Source organism: Helcococcus sp. KG196 (assembly GCF_046035495.1).
Lineage (GTDB): Bacteria > Bacillota > Clostridia > Tissierellales > Peptoniphilaceae > Helcococcus > Helcococcus ovis.
Window position 1 is genome coordinate 130424 of the sequence record NZ_JBFNFI010000003.1, and the last position, 19146, is coordinate 149569.

The window sequence follows — 19146 nt, forward strand, 5'->3', positions numbered from 1 at the left end:
TTTCTCCTCATTAATTAATCCCAATTAATCTTGATAAAGTTTTATAAGAATTAGGCATAGAAATATCAACATTGTACCTAATAAAATTCATTAAAATTTTTAAAATTTTTTTTTCATCTACTCTATTATTTATTATATCAATTTTTTCATAAACTTGTACTAAAATACTATATAAATACTCATATTCATAATAATCCAAAATAATTGCGTCATGATTTTTATGATTTTCACACAATATTCCCCCTACTGACTGTGAAAAATATATTTTATTTAATTTTTTATTTCCACAAATTGTACAATTAAAAAGCTCAGGTTTATATCCAAGGATTGATATAACTTTAATTAAATACATATTTAAAACAGTTATATATCTATTTGTTAAACTCAGATAAGATATAGATTTTGCTAATAAATCATACACTATTTCATTCTTTTCATTTTTTAACATCATTCTTTCCATTATATCAAAAAAAAGCTGTGCAATGTATATCTTAATGATACTATCTCTTAAATGTAAATTATCATTAACAATTTCTCCATCTTTAATATAATAAAAATCCTTTGATTTAGTTAATTCAAAATCAGCCTCTGTAAATACTGAAACTAAATTTTGTTTTTTTGACTTTGGATTTTTAACTCCTCTTGCCATCACAGAAATTATTCCTTCATTTCTTGTAAATATAGTAAGAATTTTACTAGTTTCTCCAAAATCTACAGCTCTAAATACTATTCCTCTAAAATTATCTATATCCAAAATCCTTTACCCTTGAATCTTTCTTTCTCCAGTCTTTTGCTACCTTAACCCAAATTTTCAAATTCACTTTAGTATCAAGTAAATTTTCAATATCTCTTCTAGATTGAGTACCAATTTTTTTTAACATTGTCCCCCCTTTACCTATTACCATCCCCTTATGGGAATTTTGCTCAACATAAAGGTTTACTTCAATTTGCATTTTACCGGTTTCTTCATTTTCTGAAATTTTAAGCACTTCAACTGCAATTCCATGGGGGATTTCATCATACATATTTTTTAAAACTTTTTCTCGGATAATTTCTGCAATAATATTTCTCTCAGGCTGATCCGTTATCATATCACTTGGGTAATATTGTGGACCTTCCTCTAATAAAGAGTAAACCGTATCTAAATATTCTTGATAATTTGTTTGTTCTAATGCAGAGATTGGTATAACTTTTTCAAATTTATTCATAGATTTATATTTTAAAACTATCTTTTCTACTTGTTCTTGATTTTCCGCAGTATCAATTTTATTAACTAATAATATAACTTTTGTATTTACTCCATCCAAAATATCAATAATATACTGATCTAGCTTTCCAATATCATCACTCATATCAACCATAAAAGTTACAATATCAACCTCATTTAACGTACTTTTTGAAACCGACAACATATAATCTCCAAGCTTATTTTTAGGCATTTGTATCCCCGGCGTATCTAAAAATACTACTTGCATGTACTCATTTGTAAGCACCATTTGTATTTTATTTCTTGTTGTTTGTGGTTTATCTGATATTATTGAAATTTTTTCTCCAATTAATCCATTTAATAAAGTAGATTTCCCAACATTAGGTCTACCTATAACGGTAATAAATCCTGACTTAAACATAACTCTCCTATATATAATTTATAAATATAACCAATGCAAGTATAATGCCTAGCACCGCTCCTATAACTATCTCTTTCATTGTATGTATCTTAGCTTCATATCTTGATTCACCAACAATTGCAGCAAGTATGAATAATAATATGCCGATTATATAGTTTTTTGATATTATATATCCAATTGTAGCAATATTAAAAGCTAAAGATGTATGTCCTGAAACACTTCCACCAAATAAATGAGTTGTATTTTTTTTGAAAAATATCCCCTTTAATAAAAGTGTTAAGAGCATAACAGCTCCTATTGATATTACTACAAGATGTTCTTGATTTATCATTATTTTTTGAAAAACATTTTTACTTATAAATATTTTTTTCAATTTAGGATAAAGCAATAAATAGCCAACTATGAGAGAATTTATCGACATTAATAAAACTGCTCCCGCTGAAATATCTTTAGTTTTTTTAGCAAGTTCATGATATTTACCATCAATAGTTAAATCTGTTAATGTTTCAATAGCAGTATTTATAAGCTCTGTAACTAATACAAGCATTGTTGTAATTGCAATAATTATCAATTCCACTCTAGTAAAATCCAATAAAAATGATAAGATCAAAACCATAGTTGCAATAATAATATGAATTTTCATATTTCTTTCGGTATTAACACTTTCAATAATTCCATTTATAGCATTTTCAAATGATGAAGCTATTTTATTATTATTTTTAATTCGATCTTTTTCTTCATTATCATAATTTTTCATTTAAAAATTCCTAGATTTTTCATTATTTCTTTTTCTTTTGTCCTCATTTCTATCTTTTCATCTTCTTGCATATGATCATATCCCAAAAGATGCAACATTGAGTGAACCGCTAAATATACAAATTCTCTTTCCTCTGAATGTCCAAATTCTTGAGCCTGACTTTTCACTCTTTCACTACAAATAACTATATCCCCCAACATACCCTCTTTTGGAATAAAACTTCTTTCAAATAAAGGAAAACTTAATACATCTGTCACACTATCATTATTTCTATATTCAAAATTTAAATGTTTAATTTCATCTGCATCAACTACAGAAATAGAAATCTCATAATTCGTACCGTATCCTGTGGTTTTAAGGGTTTCCATCAATGCTTCCTTTATTTTCTTTTCTAAATTTTTATCCAATTTGATTAATTCGTTTTGATTATCTATCAGAATTTGCATCATTCATCCTTTTTTCATATTTATCATAAGCATCTATTATTCTTTGAACAAGAGGGTGTCTAACAACATCATTTTTATCAAGATCCACAAATTCAATACCTTCTACATTTTTCAAGATATTTCTAATTGTTATAAGGCCTGATTTTTTGCCATTAGGTAAGTCTAACTGAGTAATATCCCCTGTAATGATAGCTTTTGAACCATATCCAAGCCTTGTTAAAAACATCTTCATTTGCTGAGGAGTAGTATTTTGTGCCTCATCCAAAATTACATATGAATTATCCAAAGTTCTCCCTCTCATATACGCTAACGGAGCAACTTCAATATTCCCTTTTTCCATCAATTTTTGATATGTTTCCGGCCCCATAATTTCAAATAGAGCATCATATAATGGCCTTAAATAAGGATCTATTTTTTCTTGTAAATCTCCAGGTAAAAATCCTAAACTTTCACCAGCTTCAACAGCAGGTCTTGTCAAAATAATCCTTGATACTTCTTTATTTTTAAATGCTTCAATAGCCATAGCCATAGCTAAATAGGTCTTACCGGTACCAGCCGGTCCAATTCCAAAAACAACACCATTTTTTCTAATTATGTCAACATACCTTTTTTGCCCTATAGTTTTTGGTCTTATAGGTTTTCCTTGATATGTAGTAACCAAAATATCATTTAAATAATTTTTTATGCTTTCACTATTATTTTGTTTTTCCATATTTATAGCATATCTAACATCTTCAAATGATAGATTTTCCTTTTTCTCAATTATCTCAAATAATATATCTAGCAAATGAGATACTAATTTAGAAATGCTTTCATCCCCAATTATCTTCAAATTATTATCTGAAACTCTAATTTTCACTCCAAATTCTTTTTCAATATAATTGATATTTTTATCTAAATTTCCAAATAATATATTCAATTTATCAATATTTTTTACTTTATAAACTAAATCTTTAATAATATCCTCCTACATAAGTAAAAATATAGAGGATTAATCCTCTATATTTTTCTTTCAAAAATTATACTATGAATGAAAGATTTTCTAGCTGAATTTCTTTTCTTTAGTTCTTTAGATAATGGATTTTCTTTTTTTGAGTTTTCAATTTTTATAGACTTAAAATTTTGTAAATAATTAGTATAATCAGGTACTGTATCTGATAATTCACTTTCCTCTTCATCGCCATATGAATAAATACTATTCTTAAAATATTCTCTTTTGCCATATTTTTGTTCAAAAGTACTAGCTTTATTTAAAACCTTATTATTTTTACCATTATCTTTGTTTTTTTTTGTATAAGTTTTTTTATTTTTTAATTTTTCTTTTTCAATTTCTAAATTTATTTCATTTGCTATTTCTTTTAATGCTTCAATAATCTTCACGATTATTCTCCATCAGAATTGCCCATGTCTTCACCGGCAATATTATTTCTCATATTTGTATCAGCTTTAACATTTTCTAATTTGAAATAATCCATAACTCCTAATTTCCCACTTCTCAATGCTTCAGCTAATGCCAATGGAACTTGTGATTCAGCTTCAACTACTTTAGCTTTCATACGTCTTACTTCTGCTTGCATTTCTTGCTCTTGAGCAACAGCCATAGCCCTTCTTTCTTCAGCTTTAGCTTGAGCTATTTTTTTATCTGCTTCAGCTTGATCCGCTTGTAACGCTGCCCCGATATTTCTACCTACATCAACGTCAGCTATATCAATTGACAAGATTTCAAATGCTGTACCTGAATCCAAACCTTTGGATAATACATTTTTAGAAATTGAATCCGGATTTTCTAATACATCCTTATGTGACTTTGAAGAACCTACTGTTGTAACAATACCTTCACCAACTCTTGAAATAATGGTTTCTTCTCCTGCCCCACCAACTAATCTATCTAAATTTGCTCTTACTGTAACTTTAGCAACAGCTTTAATTTCAATACCATCCATTGCCACAGCCGCAATAACAGGTGTTTCAATAACTTTCGGATTTACAGAAATTTGAACAGCTTGAAAAACATCTCTACCTGCCAAATCAATTGCTGCAGCTTGTTCAAATTCCAAATCAATATCAGCTCTTTGTGCTGCGATAAGAGCATCAACTACTTTATTTACATCTCCACCTGATAAATAATGAGCTTCAAGTTCATTAATTTTAATATTAATACCACCTTTTGTAGCTTTTATTAATGGATTAATAATTCTTGAAGGTGCTACCCTTCTCATTCTCATACCTATTAAAGTTCCTAGACCAACTTTTACCCCTGAAAAGAATGCAGTTATCCATAATCCAACTGGAATGAATGTTAAAAATATTGATAATACAAATATTAATACAGCTACTAATATTATTAATCCAAAAAAGTTGGCATTACTTGTTTGATTTAATCCTAACAATAAAAAATTTATCATACTACCTCCTATTTAATTTCCTTTACATATATTTGATTTTTTTCAATTCTTTCAACTTTAACTATTGCAGATTTTGAAATAAAATCTCCAAAAGAAACCGCATTGTAAAGCTTTCCTTCTATCTTAACCAACCCTGATGGTCTTAAAGTTTTCTCAACTATTCCTTCCTTATTAATCAAATCCAAACTAATAGTGTCAACTGATTTTGACTTGGTTTTTGACATGTTATCTCTTAAAACTAATCTATTTTTATCAAAATTCTTAAAAAATATTTTAATAATAATTAAAGAAATAAACAATGATAATAAAATAGAAATTATAAGACATAGAAATATATTATCTATATTTTTAATCGCAAGAAAGGATTCAAAAATTAAATAAATTCCTGTAATACCAATTATCCCAAAACTTGGAATAAAAAGTTCCATTATCAACGCCGTTAATCCAAGAGTAAGTATGATAACAAACACAACTTCTGTTGTTATAATTCCTGTTAACATTTGCACCTCCTTTATATTAAGGTTACCCAAAATTTATCAAATATATCATAAGTTATATATATTTATATTACCACATTTTTCTGATATTATTAATATAAAAATAAAATATTAAATGAAAGGAATTAATTATGATTAAAAACATAATTTTTGATTTAGATGAAACCTTAATTGAAACACGTAAATTTTTAAATAATTTTGTAAAATCAATACATCAAAACTTTTTTTCAAATATTGAATTTGAATTATTCAAGAAAGTTTTTTACGAAGAAATAAAAAAAGAATATGAAAAATTAAAGGATCATGAATTTTTTGATTTAGGGCTTGGATATTTTGATATATATTTTGAAAATGGATTAGATAGATTCTTAGGAATTAAAAAATCCAGTCAAATTAGAGAAAGAATAGTTTCAAATATTTTATCAAAATTAAATATAGATAATTCTAATAATTTAAGCACAAAAATTATTAGATATATGATGTCAAAATGGCAAAATCATCTAGAAAAAATTGATGGCGTTGATGAACTTTTAAATAAATTACAAAATTATAATCTATATCTTCTTACTGACGGATTTACAGACACTCAATTATCAAGAGCGTATTTCCTGAATCTTGATAAATATTTTAAAAGGTCATATGCTTCAGAAGATCTTGAAAAAGGCAAAAAATTTTCAATTCCTTTTATGTTACTAATGAAGGAAAATAATTTAATCCCGGAAGAAACACTAATGATTGGAGATAATTATCAATCCGACTATCTAGGAGCAAAAAAATGTGGAATCACGCCAATTTATTTTGATAGATACAATAGAGATGATATTGCTTTACTTAAGGCTTCTAATTATGATGAATTACTTAATATAATAAATAGCTTGTAATTAAAATGAGGTGCTACAAAATATCAAATTTAATTTATAGTTATTTTGTAACACCTCTATTTATATTTAATATATTATTTCATATTACTTAAAATGCTAATTAATTTTTTTGTTACATTAGAAGATACTCCTAGCATATCTTGATAATATTGAGTAGAATCTTTTTTTATTTTATTATTATCATAATTTACTGTGATCCTTATTAAATAATCCTTAAATTTCAATATATTTGAAATAGTAGATTCAGAATTAGAATTTGGAATAAACTAATAAGAATCAAATGTATATCTGTCAACTTCATGAGAATTATTATATATATTAATAAAAACACTAGCCTTATATTTTAAATTATTTTTAGAAGTATATTTAATAAAAAATACATTTGTATTATCATTTTCATCTGTTCTAGCTGATTTATTATTAAAAGTTATATCCTGCTCAACCATTAAAATATATTTTGATAACTCTCCACCTGAAGAATCCACCATATTATAATTTTTGATATTAAACAATTTTTCATATATTTCTCCTCAATCTTTATATGATAACGATTTTACGTCAAACTCCTTAATACATTTTATTTACATACTAAAATATTTGTAAATGTTTTCTTTCTTTATGTACTACCACACTTATTTTGGTTAGTCAAAAAAATATCATTATACTAATATAATACTTACTACTCCTAAATTTGTTAATTATTTATGACAAACTATCTCTTATATCATTTGATTATTTAAATTGGCTCTACAATAAATAGTGTTGGTGGATAAAATTCACCAACACTACTTGTGCCCTATGGGTATTTGACAAAGAACCTTTAAATTTAAACAAAAAAGAACTAGCTACCGTAGTAACTAGTTTTGATAACAAATTATCCTCTTCTTTTTTTTCTTTTTGCTGCGTCAATTTTTCTCTTTCTTACAACACTAGGTTTTTCATAGTGTTCTTTTCTCTTGTATTCTGAAAGAACTCCTGTACGAGCACATTGTCTTTTAAATCTTTTTAAAGCACTGTCGATTGATTCGTTTTCACCAACTCTAATTTCTGTCATGTCTTTCACCTCCCCACATGCTTTAATCTTTAACCACGAGGTTTACCTATTAATTATATATGAATGGCCTCTATTTTTCAAGCATAATTTTTTATTTTAAATTAATATCACCTTTTTCATATTGAATCATTGAAATCAATGCAATAGCTGCTGTTTCAGTTCTTAAAATTCTATTACCTAAATTAACCACATTAGCTCCGGCAGATTCAATTTTTTCAACTTCAACCTCAGAAAATCCACCTTCTGGTCCAATTATTATATTTATTTCCTTAAAATCATCATTAAGTAAAATTTCTTTTAATGTAATTCCTCTATTTTCATAAGCTATCACTGTAAATTTATCTTTAATTTCATTTACCATTTCATTGAACAAAACTAAAGGTAAAACTTCTGGTATAATTGTTCTTTTTGACTGTTTAGCAGCAGATGAGGCTATTTCTTGATATCTTATAAGTTTCTTTTTTTCTTTTTTAGCATCCCATTTTACTATTGTCCTTGAAGATTCAAAAGGAATAATCTTACTTACTCCCAATTCTACAGCTTTTTGAATTATTAACTCAAACTTATCCGATTTTGGCAACCCTTGATATAGGTTAATTTTAATATTAGACTCATTATTATCTTCTTTTTGAGAAATAATTTCACAAATCGCAAAATCTTTAAAAATTTCCTTAAGCTTTACCATATAAACAATTTCTGAGATTACAACCTCAAATTCCTCATTTTCTGTTATTCTCAATACATTTATGTGATGTAAATTTCTTTCTGAAATATATATTTCTCCATTATTTAAACTATTTTCATTTTCAAAAAATCTATGCATTTTTTCTACCTGCTGAAATTAATACCCAGTCATTTTTATATTTTGTATCTATCACCTTAAATCCAGTTGCTTCCAGTTTTTCTTTAACTAGTTGCTCTTTTTCTTTAATAATTCCAGATAATATCAAAATACCACTTTCATTTAGGTATTTATCGACATCATCAAGCATTACAACTATGATTTCAGCAAGAATATTTGCGAAAATAACATCATATTTATTTTTAACATTCGAGAATAAATCTGAAACAAATGCATTTAATTCCACATTATTAATAACGGAATTTTCATTAGTTGAAGAAATGGCTATTTCATCAATATCACAAGCATCTACTTGATTTGCGTTTAATTTTTTAGCAAGAATTGATAAAATTCCTGATCCACAACCCATATCAAGAATATTCTTACCTGTAAAGTCGTCATCTTCAACATATTCCATACACATGGAAGTTGTTTCATGTGTTCCCGTTCCAAACGCCATCTTTGGATCTATTTCTATAACAATTCTCTCTGTTTCAGGCCTTTCTTCCCATGATGGTTTAATAAAAATTTTATTCCCTATATTAAAACTTTTATATGATTTTTTCCATTCTTCTTCCCAGTTTGAATTATCGATAAATAATTCTTCAGATGTGAAATTTTCAATATTTTCAGTTAAAAAAGTCCTAAGTCTTTCTAGCTCGCTTTTTCCTAAATCACTTTCTTCAAAATATACACCATATGAAATTGTGCCATTATCAACAACTTTAATGTCGGAAATCTCCCATTCTGGCAATTCTAGTAATAAATTTTGTTTTTCAATAGGGTCATCAACTTCAAATCCTATATTTTCAAAATTGTATATATTTGATTGAATAAAATCATCAAATTTTCTATCTAATGTGAACTTTAATAATAAATAACTTTCCATATTACCTCTATACTATTTTAATCAATGATGAAGTTTTAGACTCAAACTCCACTCTTAACTCGTCATCTTCAATATTTAGTTTACCATACCCTAAAATAAATTCTGCCTTTTTCGATAAACCAAAGAAACTTAAATCAATATTTATTTTTTCTACTTTTGATGATTTCGACCAAATAAATATATACACCTCATCTTCTGTAAATCTTGAAAATGCAAACACATCTCCTTTAGCATAAACAACCTTAAATCCACCAAATCCAAATGCCGAATTTTGCGATTTTAAATGAGATAAAGTTTTATACATTTCAAATATCTCTTGCTTTTTAGCAGGAAGTTTTTCACTCCAGTCCATTGGATATCTCGCCCCTTCAATTGAATGCATTTCTCCATCTAAATATTTTTCATCTCCATAATATACATTTACCGCACCGGGTAATCCAAATAAAGTTATTACCGCTCCTTTATACACATCTATATCTACTTTTGGATTATTATATAGTCTTGTAATATCATGACTATCAATTAAATTAAACATTTGATATTGTATTTGAGATGGTAAAACTTCAAATGTTTGAGTCAATCTATTTTTTAGCTGCTCTGCATTAAAATTATAATCTATCATTGCCAAATCTTGATTCCTTGCATTGAATATATCTTTTTCTCCTGCAAATTCCCTTATAGGTAGTGTTGATGAAAAATAGTTCATTGTAGAATCCCATCTATTTCCATTATACATTTCTGGTGCATCTTGCCATTCTTCCGCTAAAATAAGAGCATTTTTATTTACACTTTTAATTTCCTTATTAATTTCAGTCCAAACTTCTTCATATACATTAACTTTTTCATTTCTTGCCATTACATCAGCAACATCAAATCTCCAACCATCTATATTAAATGGTTTTTTTAGATATTTTTTTAAGACAGAATTTTCGTCTCTATATATAATATTTCTTAGACTCTGAGAGTTATAATTTAAGCTTGGCATAGTCTTAACTCCAGCCCATGCTTCATAACTTCCATCTTCATTAATAAAGTAATATTCTCTTTCTTTTGAATTAGGATTATTATATGCACCGATACTTTTATCATAGAAAAGTCCATCCATATTAAACCATTTTGATGAACTTGATGTATGATTTATTGAAATATCCAATATAATCTTCATATTTCTTTTATGAATTTCATCACATAATTTCGCTAAACCTTCTTCTCCACCTAAACTGGGGTCTATTTCAAAATAATCTAATGCATCGTATTTATGAATTGTAGGAGAAATAAAAATAGGATTGAAATATATCGCATTAACACCTAAATCCTGTAAATAATCCAATTTTTCAATTACACCATAAAAATCTCCACCATAAAAATCCATACAATGTGCTTTATCCCATTGATAAGGAACTTCTTCCCATTTCATATTTATAGGATGAAATCCTTGATATGTATATGCTCCTTCTTTAATAGTTATTTCAGGTTTCCCATTTTTAAATCTATCGGGTATAATTTGATAAAAAACAGTATTATGCATCCATCTCGGAGCATTATACCCTACTAAAATTTTAAAATTATTTGAATTACCTACCCTATAATCATGAAAACCCGATTGATTATAATAAAATATAGAATCTTTTGTTGTTATATTAAAATAATAAGAAAATAATTCTTCATGACATACCACATTAACTTTATAGTATACCAAATTGTTTTTCTCATAAGCATATTGCATTTTTTGTATAACTTCTTCACCTAACTTTCTATATCTTATATACACACCTGTTACTTTATCATTTTTTTTCATTCTTATTTTTAATTCTATTTTTTCTTTTAATTTAGGATATGAATTAGAAACGTAATTTATAGTTGAATCGTGATAAATTGTATTTAATATTTTTTTCACTTTAGCCTCTCGTACAATATAATTTTTTACTCTTTTAATTATATCATTTTATTTTACTTTTTCACAAATATTGTATTTTCAACGTTTAAGAGGAATTGTTACATTTTGTTAAAAACTTAAAATCGGAAAATGTTTACATCTTACTTTCCTCTTTACAAAATTTTGTTAATATAATATCATGTAGTTGTTAATAAAATAACCGTTCTAAAAGGGGGAACAAATGGTAGCAAAAAAAATAGAAACAAAGGTAGAAGAAACAATGGAAAAAAATATGGAAGTAGAACAATTAGTTGCTAATGCTAAAGTTGCATTAAGTGAATTTATGTCTTACGATCAAGAACAAATCAATAAAATTGTTCATGCTATGGTAATAGCTGGTAATGACCAACATATGGTGCTTGCTAAGGCAGCTGTAGAAGAAACAAAAAGAGGTATATACGAAGATAAATGTATTAAAAACTTATATGCAACAGAAACAATTTGGCATTCAATCAAAAATCAAAAAACTTGTGGTGTAATAGATAGAGATATGCAAACCGGAGTTATTAAAGTAGCATCTCCTCTAGGTGTAGTTGCAGGTATAACACCAGTTACAAACCCAACTTCAACAGTATTATTCAAATCAATAATATCAATAATGGGTAGAAATCCAATAATATTTGCATTTCACCCAAGTGCACAAAATTGTTCAGCTTTAGCTGCAAAAACTGTTTATGATGCTGCAATTAAGGCAGGTGCTCCAAAAAACTGTATCCAATGGATAACTCAACCTTCGATTTCTGCTACTTCAGAATTGATCAATCATACAAATATAGCTATCACACTGGCAACAGGTGGTAACGCAATGGTTAAAGCAGCTTACTCAACAGGTAAACCTGCTTTAGGAGTAGGTGCAGGAAACGTACCGGCATACTTTGAAAAATCATGTGATATTAGAAGATCAGTAAATGACGTTATCGTTTCAAAATCATTTGATAACGGTATGATTTGTGCTTCAGAACAAGCAGTTATTTGTGACAAAGAAATTTATGACGAGGTAAAACAAGAATTTACAAGAAATAGAGGTTATTTTGTACCGGCTAAAGATATTAAAAAATTAGAAAAATATGTAATTAATGAAGAAAAAGGAATGGCTAACCCTGATATAGTTGGTCAAACAGCTATGACAATTGCTGAAAAAGCTGGCATTAAGGTTCCTGTTGGCACAAAATTACTTATAGCTGAAGTAGATGGCATCGGTCCGGATTATCCATTAACGAGAGAAAAATTATCTCCGGTATTAGCATTTATAAAATCAGAGTCTTTAGAAGACGGTTTTACAAAATCAAGACAAATGTTAGAATTTAACGGCATGGGACATTCAGCTTCCTTACACACTTTTGCCGGTAATAATGAAATTATCGAACAATTTGCTCAACAAATGGAAGCATGTAGAATTTTAGTAAACTCTCCATCATCAATTGGTGGTATCGGTGATTTATATAATGAAATGACTCCATCATTAACATTAGGTTGCGGTTCATACGGTAAAAACTCAGTAAGTGAAAATGTTTCTGTGAAACACTTAATTAATGTTAAAACAATTGCTAAGAGGAGAAATAACATGCAATGGCAAAAACTACCATCAAAATTATACTTTGAAAAGAATTCTATCAGATATTTAGAAAAAATGCCAAACGTTGAAAAAGTAATAATCATAACAGATAAAGGTATGGTTCAACATGGATTGGTAGCTAGATTAGTTGACGTATTATCTAGAAGACCAAATGGAGTAAAATACGAAATATTCTCAGATGTAGAAGCTGACCCAACAACAGATATCGTATTAAAAGGTTTAGCAAAAATTAAAGATTTTGAACCAGATACAATCATAGCATTAGGTGGTGGTTCACCAATGGATGCAGCAAAGATGATGTGGTTAATGTATGAACAACCTGAAATTAACTTCTTTGGTGCAAAACAAAAATTCTTAGACATTAGAAAGAGAGCATACAAAATTCCTGAATTAGGCACAAAAGCTCAATTAGTAGCAATCCCTACAACATCAGGTACAGGTTCAGAAGTAACACCATTTGCTATTATTACAGATTCAGAAACACATATGAAGTTTCCAATAGCAGATTATGCTTTAACACCATCAGTAGCTATTGTTGACCCACAATTCACATATACACTACCAAAATCAATGGTAGCATACACAGGATTAGACGTATTGACACATGCTTTAGAATCATATGTATCATGTATGGCTTCAGATTATACAAGAGGATTAAGTTTACAAGCTATCGAATTAGTATGGGGCTCATTAAGAGATTCTTATCACACAAATGCACATGCTCCAAAAGAAACAATGCATAACGCATCAACAATTGCCGGTATGGCTTTTGCTAATGCATTCTTGGGAATTAATCACTCCCTAGCACACAAGATAGGTGCAGAATTTGGAATTCCTCACGGATACGCAAATGCTATTTTATTGCCACATGTAATTAGATACAATTCAATTAACAATGGTAAAACTCAAGCTTGGGCAAAATATGAATACTTCAGAGCAGACGAAGATTACGCAAGAGTAGCAAGATTAATCGGTTGTGAAGGTAAAACAAATGAAGAATTAGTTGAAGCATTAGCTCAAGAAATTATAAAATTATCAAAAGAATTAGGATTAAAGATGAGCATAAGAGAACAAGGTATTTCTCAAGAAGAATTTGATGCTAAGGTTGACAAGATTGCCGAATTGGCTTACGAAGATCAATGTACAACAGCAAATCCTAAAGAACCAATGATCGCTGAATTAAAAGAAATTTTAATTGCAGCTTATAAAGGCGAATAAGATAAAGAGTTTAACCCCTTTAAAATAAAAGTCCCACTTAAGGATGTTCCCCTGAACTATAAAAAGTTCTTAAAATCCTTAAGTGGGCTTTTGTTTATTCTTTCATGAATGTCACAATGTAAAATCCAAAAGTCACTATGCTATTTATAAATAACTGCACTTCTTAGAAAATTTCACACCAACATTTTCATGCCATTCATCCCTATAAAAGCGACTAAAAATTTACTCTTAGTCGCTAAAATATTATTATATAATTTTTCTTATCTGCTCAGAAGATTAGAAAATACAAATTACAACATCAATAACTGTTTTCTAATTTGTTAATTTTGTAAAATCTAATACCTTACGTCCTTGAATTAATCCTTTTTCCATTTCTTCAAAAACTTGAGGAGCTGAATCTACACATACCTTCTCTACAACGGGTACAACTAATCCCATTGCTCCAAATTCAAAAGCTTCTTCTAAATCTTTTCTTGTTCCAACAAGTGACCCTTTAATTCTTATACCATCTAAAACTGTCTTTACAATACTTAAATCCATATATTCTGAAGGTAATCCTACCGCTACTACTGTACCACCAGCTCTCACTGAGTTTACAGCTTGATTAAATGCAACTTTAGAAACTGCTGTTACAACAGCCCCATGGCATCCACCAACTAAATCAACAATATATCCAGCAACATCTTCTATTTCTTTTCCATTTATTACTACATCAGCACCGGATTCTTTAGCTAATTTCAACTTATCATTATTTATATCAACAGCTATTACTTTATTATTAAATACTTTTTTAGCATATTGAACTGCTAAATTACCCAATCCTCCTGCACCATATATTACAATCCATTCCCCTGGTGCAACTTCAGATTCTTTAATAGCTTTATACGTCGTAACTCCCGCACATGTTATTGATGATGCTTGAGCAGGATCTAAATTTTCCGGAACTTTTACTGCATAGTCAGCTGTCACCAAGGCATATTCACTCATACCGCCATCAACTGTATATCCAGCATTTTTTACCGAACGGCATAAAGTTTCTCTTCCTGTTGTACAATATTCACAGTGTCCACAACCTTCAAAAAACCAAGCAATAGAAACTCTATCGCCAATTTTTAATGTTGTTACTCCTTCTCCTAGCTCTTCAACAATACCAATTCCTTCATGGCCTAAAATTCTTCCTGGAACTTTTCCAAAATCACCATGTGCAACGTGTAAATCTGTGTGACATACTCCGCAATATTCAACCTTAACTAATGCCTCACCATGCCCTGGAGATGGTTTTTTACAATCTGATACTACCTCTACTCCATCTCCTTTTTTATTAACAATAACTGCTTTCATTTTATACCTCCTTATAATTTTTTACTATATCTTAATATTAAATTATAGCCAAAAATTTGTCAATCAGTTTTATTATAAAATTAAAATAATAATAATTTACATCAAATTCGTTCCATATAAAAATATTATTTTTCTGAATATTCAACTTTCATGATTTTGCCAGCTATTTTCTTACCATCCATATCCTTAATAGCATATTTCAAATAATCTACAGGAAGTTCTACAAATGAAAAATTGGGCATTATATTTATAGTGCCTATATCACTTGTCGGAATTTTGGTGTATTTTTTAATAGTTTTAACCATTAAATCTATATTAATTCCATCTCTTTTCCCCTTATTTATAAACATTTTGGGGCCTTTTATCTTTTGACCTTTTTTACCTTTTTTAGATTGTAATTTAGATTTATTTAATTCAAATTTCTTACCAAAATCAACATTTTCCAATTCTTCATAATCCTTAGAAGATTGTGTTTGATCAATTATTTTAACCAAACTCGCAGCCAAATCATACAAACTAAATCCATTTGAAAGTAATCTGTTAACTATATCTTTATACACGCTTAAATCATCTTCTTTTTCCAATTTTTCTAAAATATCTTCCTCTAATTGTACCTTAGTATTTTGTTTTACATCAAAAATTGTTGGAAGCTCCATTTTTTCGATTTTTGCTTTTGTATATTTTTCAATCTCAAACAATTTATGATAATCTCTATCTACTAAAAATGTAAATGATAAACCTTCTCTGCCTGCTCTTGCCGTTCTTCCAATTCTATGAACGTAATAGTCATTTTGTTGCGGAAAATCATAATTAACAACTATATCTACATCTTCAATATCTAGCCCTCTAGCTGCAATATCGGTTGCAATTAAAACATCTATTGTAGAATTTCTGAATCTTTTCATTACATGATCTCTTTGTGTTTGTTTTAAATCGCCATGAAGTGCATCAACATTATATCCTTTTTTAGTTAGTTCCATTACGAGTTTATCAACCATTTTTTTAGTATTACAAAATACTATTGAAAGCTTTGGATTATAAATATTTAATAGTCTGTTTAATATTTCCGTTTTCATATTTCCGGACATTTCTAAATAATATTGCTTTATATTAGATACTGTCAATTCTTCTTTTTTTATTATGATTTTTTTCGGATTTATTTGATACATCTCTGAAAATTCCATTATATCATTGTCCATTGTTGCAGAAAAAAAGCAAGTCTGCCTATCAGAATTTGTTTCATCTATTATAGTCTTCATATCATCTCTAAATCCCATATCAAACATTTCATCAGCTTCATCTAATACTAAAAATTTTAGATTATCCAGCTTCAAAGTTTTTCGTTTCATATGATCCATCACACGTCCAGGAGTCCCTACAACTATGTTTACTCCTTTTTTCAAATCTTTTATCTGCCTTCTCATATCAGAGCCACCATAAATCGATGTGATTGATACAAAATTTTTGTATTTAGCTAATTTTCCTAATTCATCAGAAACCTGTCTTGCTAATTCTCTTGTAGGTACTAACACTAATCCCTGCACATATTTATCATTTGTAACCATTTCAATTAACGGAATTCCAAAAGAAACTGTTTTACCTGTTCCAGTTTGTGCTTGTGCAATAACATCTTTTCTTTCTAAAAGCACAGGTATACTCTGTTGCTGTATTGGACTAGGATTTTTAAAACCCATTTTTTCTATAGCATTTAACAATTCTTTTGATAAATTTAATTCATTAAATTTCAATATTTTCTCCTAAATATAAAAAAGCCGAGATGACTCGGCCTTCAAGTTCTTTTCTTCGACTAATTATACATGACTCATATATAAAAAGCAAATTTATATTTAATGTCATTAAGTCAACTGAAAAAATTTAAAATTCAAAATTTTTTTCAAATTTTCAATTTTAATTTCCACTTGATACCCTATTTTACCTGCACTAAATGTAATGCTTTCGTGATTGTTCGCTTCTTCATCAATAAATGTCTTAAACTTTTTTTTCATACATAACGGTGAACAGCCACCATGAATATATCCTGTTAATACCAACAATTCCCTAGATGGTATCATCCTAATACTTTTCTCTTCAGATGCTTCAGCCGCTTTTTTTAAATCCAACTCTCTATCAACAGGAATTACAAAAACATAATTTTGATTGGACTTTCCAACCGTTACCAATGTCTTAAACACCGAGTTCATATTTTTATTTAGCTTCAAAGCAACATCAATACCTGTTAAACTCCCGTCGGTTTCGTACTGATAAGGTATATAATCTATTTTCTTTTGGTCTAAAAATCTCATTACATTTGTTTTATCTTTATTCTTTGACATAATATCACCTCATGTATATTATAACACAAAAAACAAAATCCATTTCGCCACTACCAATCAACTATATAGGTAAATTAAAGCAACTGCTTGAATTTTGTTTTTTTATTTTATATAACCATAATAATTTTAAATAAGTCACCGTCAATTTCTAAATTAAATTTACACCCTTGTATCTCCATTAAAGAACTTGCAATTGCTAATCCTAGTCCTGCTCCTTCTGTAAATCTGGATTCATCACCTCTGGTAAATCTTTCCTTTAATTCTTCAGGTGAAATATTTAATGAATATTTAGATATATTTTTTATGATTATTTTTAGCCTATCGTATTTGATTAAATCAATATAAACTCTTGTATCCTCTTTAGCATATTTGTAAATATTTGAAAAAATATTATCTAAAACTCTTGACATATGATTTGGATCGATAAATATTTCATTTTTATTAGAATCGGAGTTAAAAATAACATTTAATTTTTTTGTTTCAAATTCATCATTCCATTCACCAATCATTTGATTTATCATTTCATTTATATCAACTGTTTTTTTATTCACTTCAACACTTTTACCGGAAATCTTTGAAACCTCAAATAAACTATCTATTAAAGTTTTCAATTTTAATGATTTTTCATGAATTATTGATGTATATTTTTTTATATCTTCAATTGAATTGTCATTTTTTGATGCTAAATCAGAATAATTTATAATTGAAGTAAGCGGGGTTTTAAGGTCATGACTGACATTAGTTATTAAAGTAGTCTTGGTTCTTTCAGATTTTAATTCCCTTTCCACAGCTTCATTTAATATGATATTAATATTATTCAAATTATGTGATATTTTTCTAAAATATAGTTTATTTTCATCCAAATTAACATTAAAATTACCTTTACGAATTTCATCCGTAGCATTTTCTATTTTTATAAAATCATTTATTATTCTAATTAAAACGTAATATACAATGGATAAGACCATAAATAGTATAATAAACATTAACCTGAATCCAATTAATCCATATATTAAAAATAAATGTATCGCAAACATAATTGACCAAAAAATTATATTTGGAATATTATTTTGAAATAATTTTTCAAGTACATATTTTAATATTTTAAATGTACCATCTAAAAATCTATAAATTATGGAATTTTTTATCATAAATGATTCTTTTCCGTCATAGTATAAAGATTTTATACAAGAAACGGCATAAAATACAAATAGAATTATTGATAATATAATAAAAATAGATAATATATTCAAAAATATATTGATAAATTGCATACTATTATACTCTTTAAATATATACATAATACCTTTTTCTAAAAATCTTGTTATAAATTCTATACTAAAG

General features: G+C 27.9%; 19 protein-coding genes. 2 read left to right on the plus strand and 17 right to left on the minus strand.

Annotated features, from left to right (window positions below; genetic code table 11):
- Nucleotides 1-10: 10 nt before the first annotated feature.
- The 8 genes from recO to ABGF45_RS02675 form a co-directional block, all read right to left on the minus strand.
- On the minus strand, nt 11-754 hold the full coding sequence (recO, locus tag ABGF45_RS02640) for a DNA repair protein RecO (RefSeq protein ID WP_167554148.1): 744 nt from the start codon (nt 752-754) through the stop codon (nt 11-13).
- Nucleotides 741-1628: a GTPase Era gene (gene era, locus ABGF45_RS02645; RefSeq protein ID WP_134711757.1), complete on the minus strand. Its 888-nt coding sequence runs from the start codon at nt 1626-1628 to the stop codon at nt 741-743. Before era ends, recO begins: the two co-directional genes overlap by 14 nt.
- Before the next feature lie 7 nt (nt 1629-1635).
- On the minus strand, nt 1636-2385 hold the full coding sequence (locus ABGF45_RS02650) for a diacylglycerol kinase (RefSeq protein WP_134711758.1): 750 nt from the start codon (nt 2383-2385) through the stop codon (nt 1636-1638).
- Nucleotides 2382-2831 (minus strand): rRNA maturation RNase YbeY, encoded by a 450-nt coding sequence (ybeY, locus tag ABGF45_RS02655; protein ID WP_408112573.1) that lies wholly within the window; start codon nt 2829-2831, stop codon nt 2382-2384. Before ybeY ends, ABGF45_RS02650 begins: the two co-directional genes overlap by 4 nt.
- Nucleotides 2812-3744, minus strand: coding sequence for a PhoH family protein (locus ABGF45_RS02660; RefSeq protein ID WP_134711783.1), 933 nt, complete (start codon nt 3742-3744; stop codon nt 2812-2814). The genes ybeY and ABGF45_RS02660 overlap by 20 nt, the downstream gene beginning before the upstream one ends.
- 86 nt (nt 3745-3830) lie before the next feature.
- Nucleotides 3831-4211, minus strand: coding sequence for a hypothetical protein (locus ABGF45_RS02665; RefSeq protein WP_134711760.1), 381 nt, complete (start codon nt 4209-4211; stop codon nt 3831-3833).
- 2 nt (nt 4212-4213) lie between these two features.
- Nucleotides 4214-5236 (minus strand): flotillin-like protein FloA, encoded by a 1023-nt coding sequence (floA, locus tag ABGF45_RS02670; RefSeq protein ID WP_134711761.1) that lies wholly within the window; start codon nt 5234-5236, stop codon nt 4214-4216.
- 8 nt (nt 5237-5244) lie between these two features.
- Nucleotides 5245-5736 carry an NfeD family protein gene (locus ABGF45_RS02675; RefSeq protein WP_134711762.1) on the minus strand — a complete coding sequence of 164 codons (492 nt, stop codon included), beginning with the start codon at nt 5734-5736 and terminating at the stop codon, nt 5245-5247.
- 128 nt (nt 5737-5864) lie between these two features.
- Here ABGF45_RS02675 and ABGF45_RS02680 point away from each other — a divergent pair, with 128 nt between their 5' ends.
- Nucleotides 5865-6614, plus strand: coding sequence for an HAD family hydrolase (locus tag ABGF45_RS02680; protein WP_408132171.1), 750 nt, complete (start codon nt 5865-5867; stop codon nt 6612-6614).
- 266 nt (nt 6615-6880) lie between these two features.
- On the opposite strand, the gene ABGF45_RS02685 is transcribed toward ABGF45_RS02680, so the two are convergent.
- The 5 genes from ABGF45_RS02685 to ABGF45_RS02705 form a co-directional block, all read right to left on the minus strand.
- Nucleotides 6881-7126 (minus strand): hypothetical protein, encoded by a 246-nt coding sequence (locus ABGF45_RS02685; RefSeq protein WP_408112809.1) that lies wholly within the window; start codon nt 7124-7126, stop codon nt 6881-6883.
- A 362-nt stretch (nt 7127-7488) separates the two neighbouring features.
- Nucleotides 7489-7668 (minus strand): 30S ribosomal protein S21, encoded by a 180-nt coding sequence (rpsU, locus tag ABGF45_RS02690; RefSeq protein ID WP_134711764.1) that lies wholly within the window; start codon nt 7666-7668, stop codon nt 7489-7491.
- A gap of 91 nt (nt 7669-7759) precedes the next feature.
- Nucleotides 7760-8491, minus strand: coding sequence for a 16S rRNA (uracil(1498)-N(3))-methyltransferase (locus ABGF45_RS02695; RefSeq protein WP_134711765.1), 732 nt, complete (start codon nt 8489-8491; stop codon nt 7760-7762).
- A complete protein-coding gene (gene prmA, locus ABGF45_RS02700; RefSeq protein ID WP_408111756.1) occupies nt 8484-9398 on the minus strand; it encodes a 50S ribosomal protein L11 methyltransferase in 915 nt (304 codons plus the stop codon). Before prmA ends, ABGF45_RS02695 begins: the two co-directional genes overlap by 8 nt.
- 7 nt (nt 9399-9405) lie before the next feature.
- The gene (locus tag ABGF45_RS02705) at nt 9406-11295 is read right to left on the minus strand and encodes a glycoside hydrolase family 13 protein (protein ID WP_408112808.1); all 1890 of its coding nucleotides are present in this window, start codon (nt 11293-11295) and stop codon (nt 9406-9408) included.
- A gap of 220 nt (nt 11296-11515) precedes the next feature.
- Between ABGF45_RS02705 and adhE the strand changes: the two genes are divergently transcribed.
- A complete protein-coding gene (gene adhE, locus ABGF45_RS02710) occupies nt 11516-14128 on the plus strand; it encodes a bifunctional acetaldehyde-CoA/alcohol dehydrogenase (protein WP_134743948.1) in 2613 nt (870 codons plus the stop codon).
- A gap of 312 nt (nt 14129-14440) precedes the next feature.
- Here the strand turns inward: adhE and adhP are convergent, their stop codons facing one another.
- From adhP to ABGF45_RS02730, 4 genes are all read right to left on the minus strand, one after another.
- Nucleotides 14441-15469, minus strand: a complete 1029-nt coding sequence (gene adhP, locus ABGF45_RS02715) for an alcohol dehydrogenase AdhP (protein ID WP_134711769.1) — start codon at nt 15467-15469, stop codon at nt 14441-14443.
- A gap of 125 nt (nt 15470-15594) precedes the next feature.
- Nucleotides 15595-17217, minus strand: coding sequence for a DEAD/DEAH box helicase (locus tag ABGF45_RS02720; RefSeq protein WP_134711770.1), 1623 nt, complete (start codon nt 17215-17217; stop codon nt 15595-15597).
- 108 nt (nt 17218-17325) lie between these two features.
- A complete protein-coding gene (gene ybaK, locus ABGF45_RS02725; RefSeq protein WP_134711771.1) occupies nt 17326-17802 on the minus strand; it encodes a Cys-tRNA(Pro) deacylase in 477 nt (158 codons plus the stop codon).
- Between the two features lie 107 nt (nt 17803-17909).
- On the minus strand, nt 17910-19146 hold a 1237-nt coding region (locus ABGF45_RS02730), incomplete at its 5' end, for a sensor histidine kinase (RefSeq protein ID WP_408132172.1).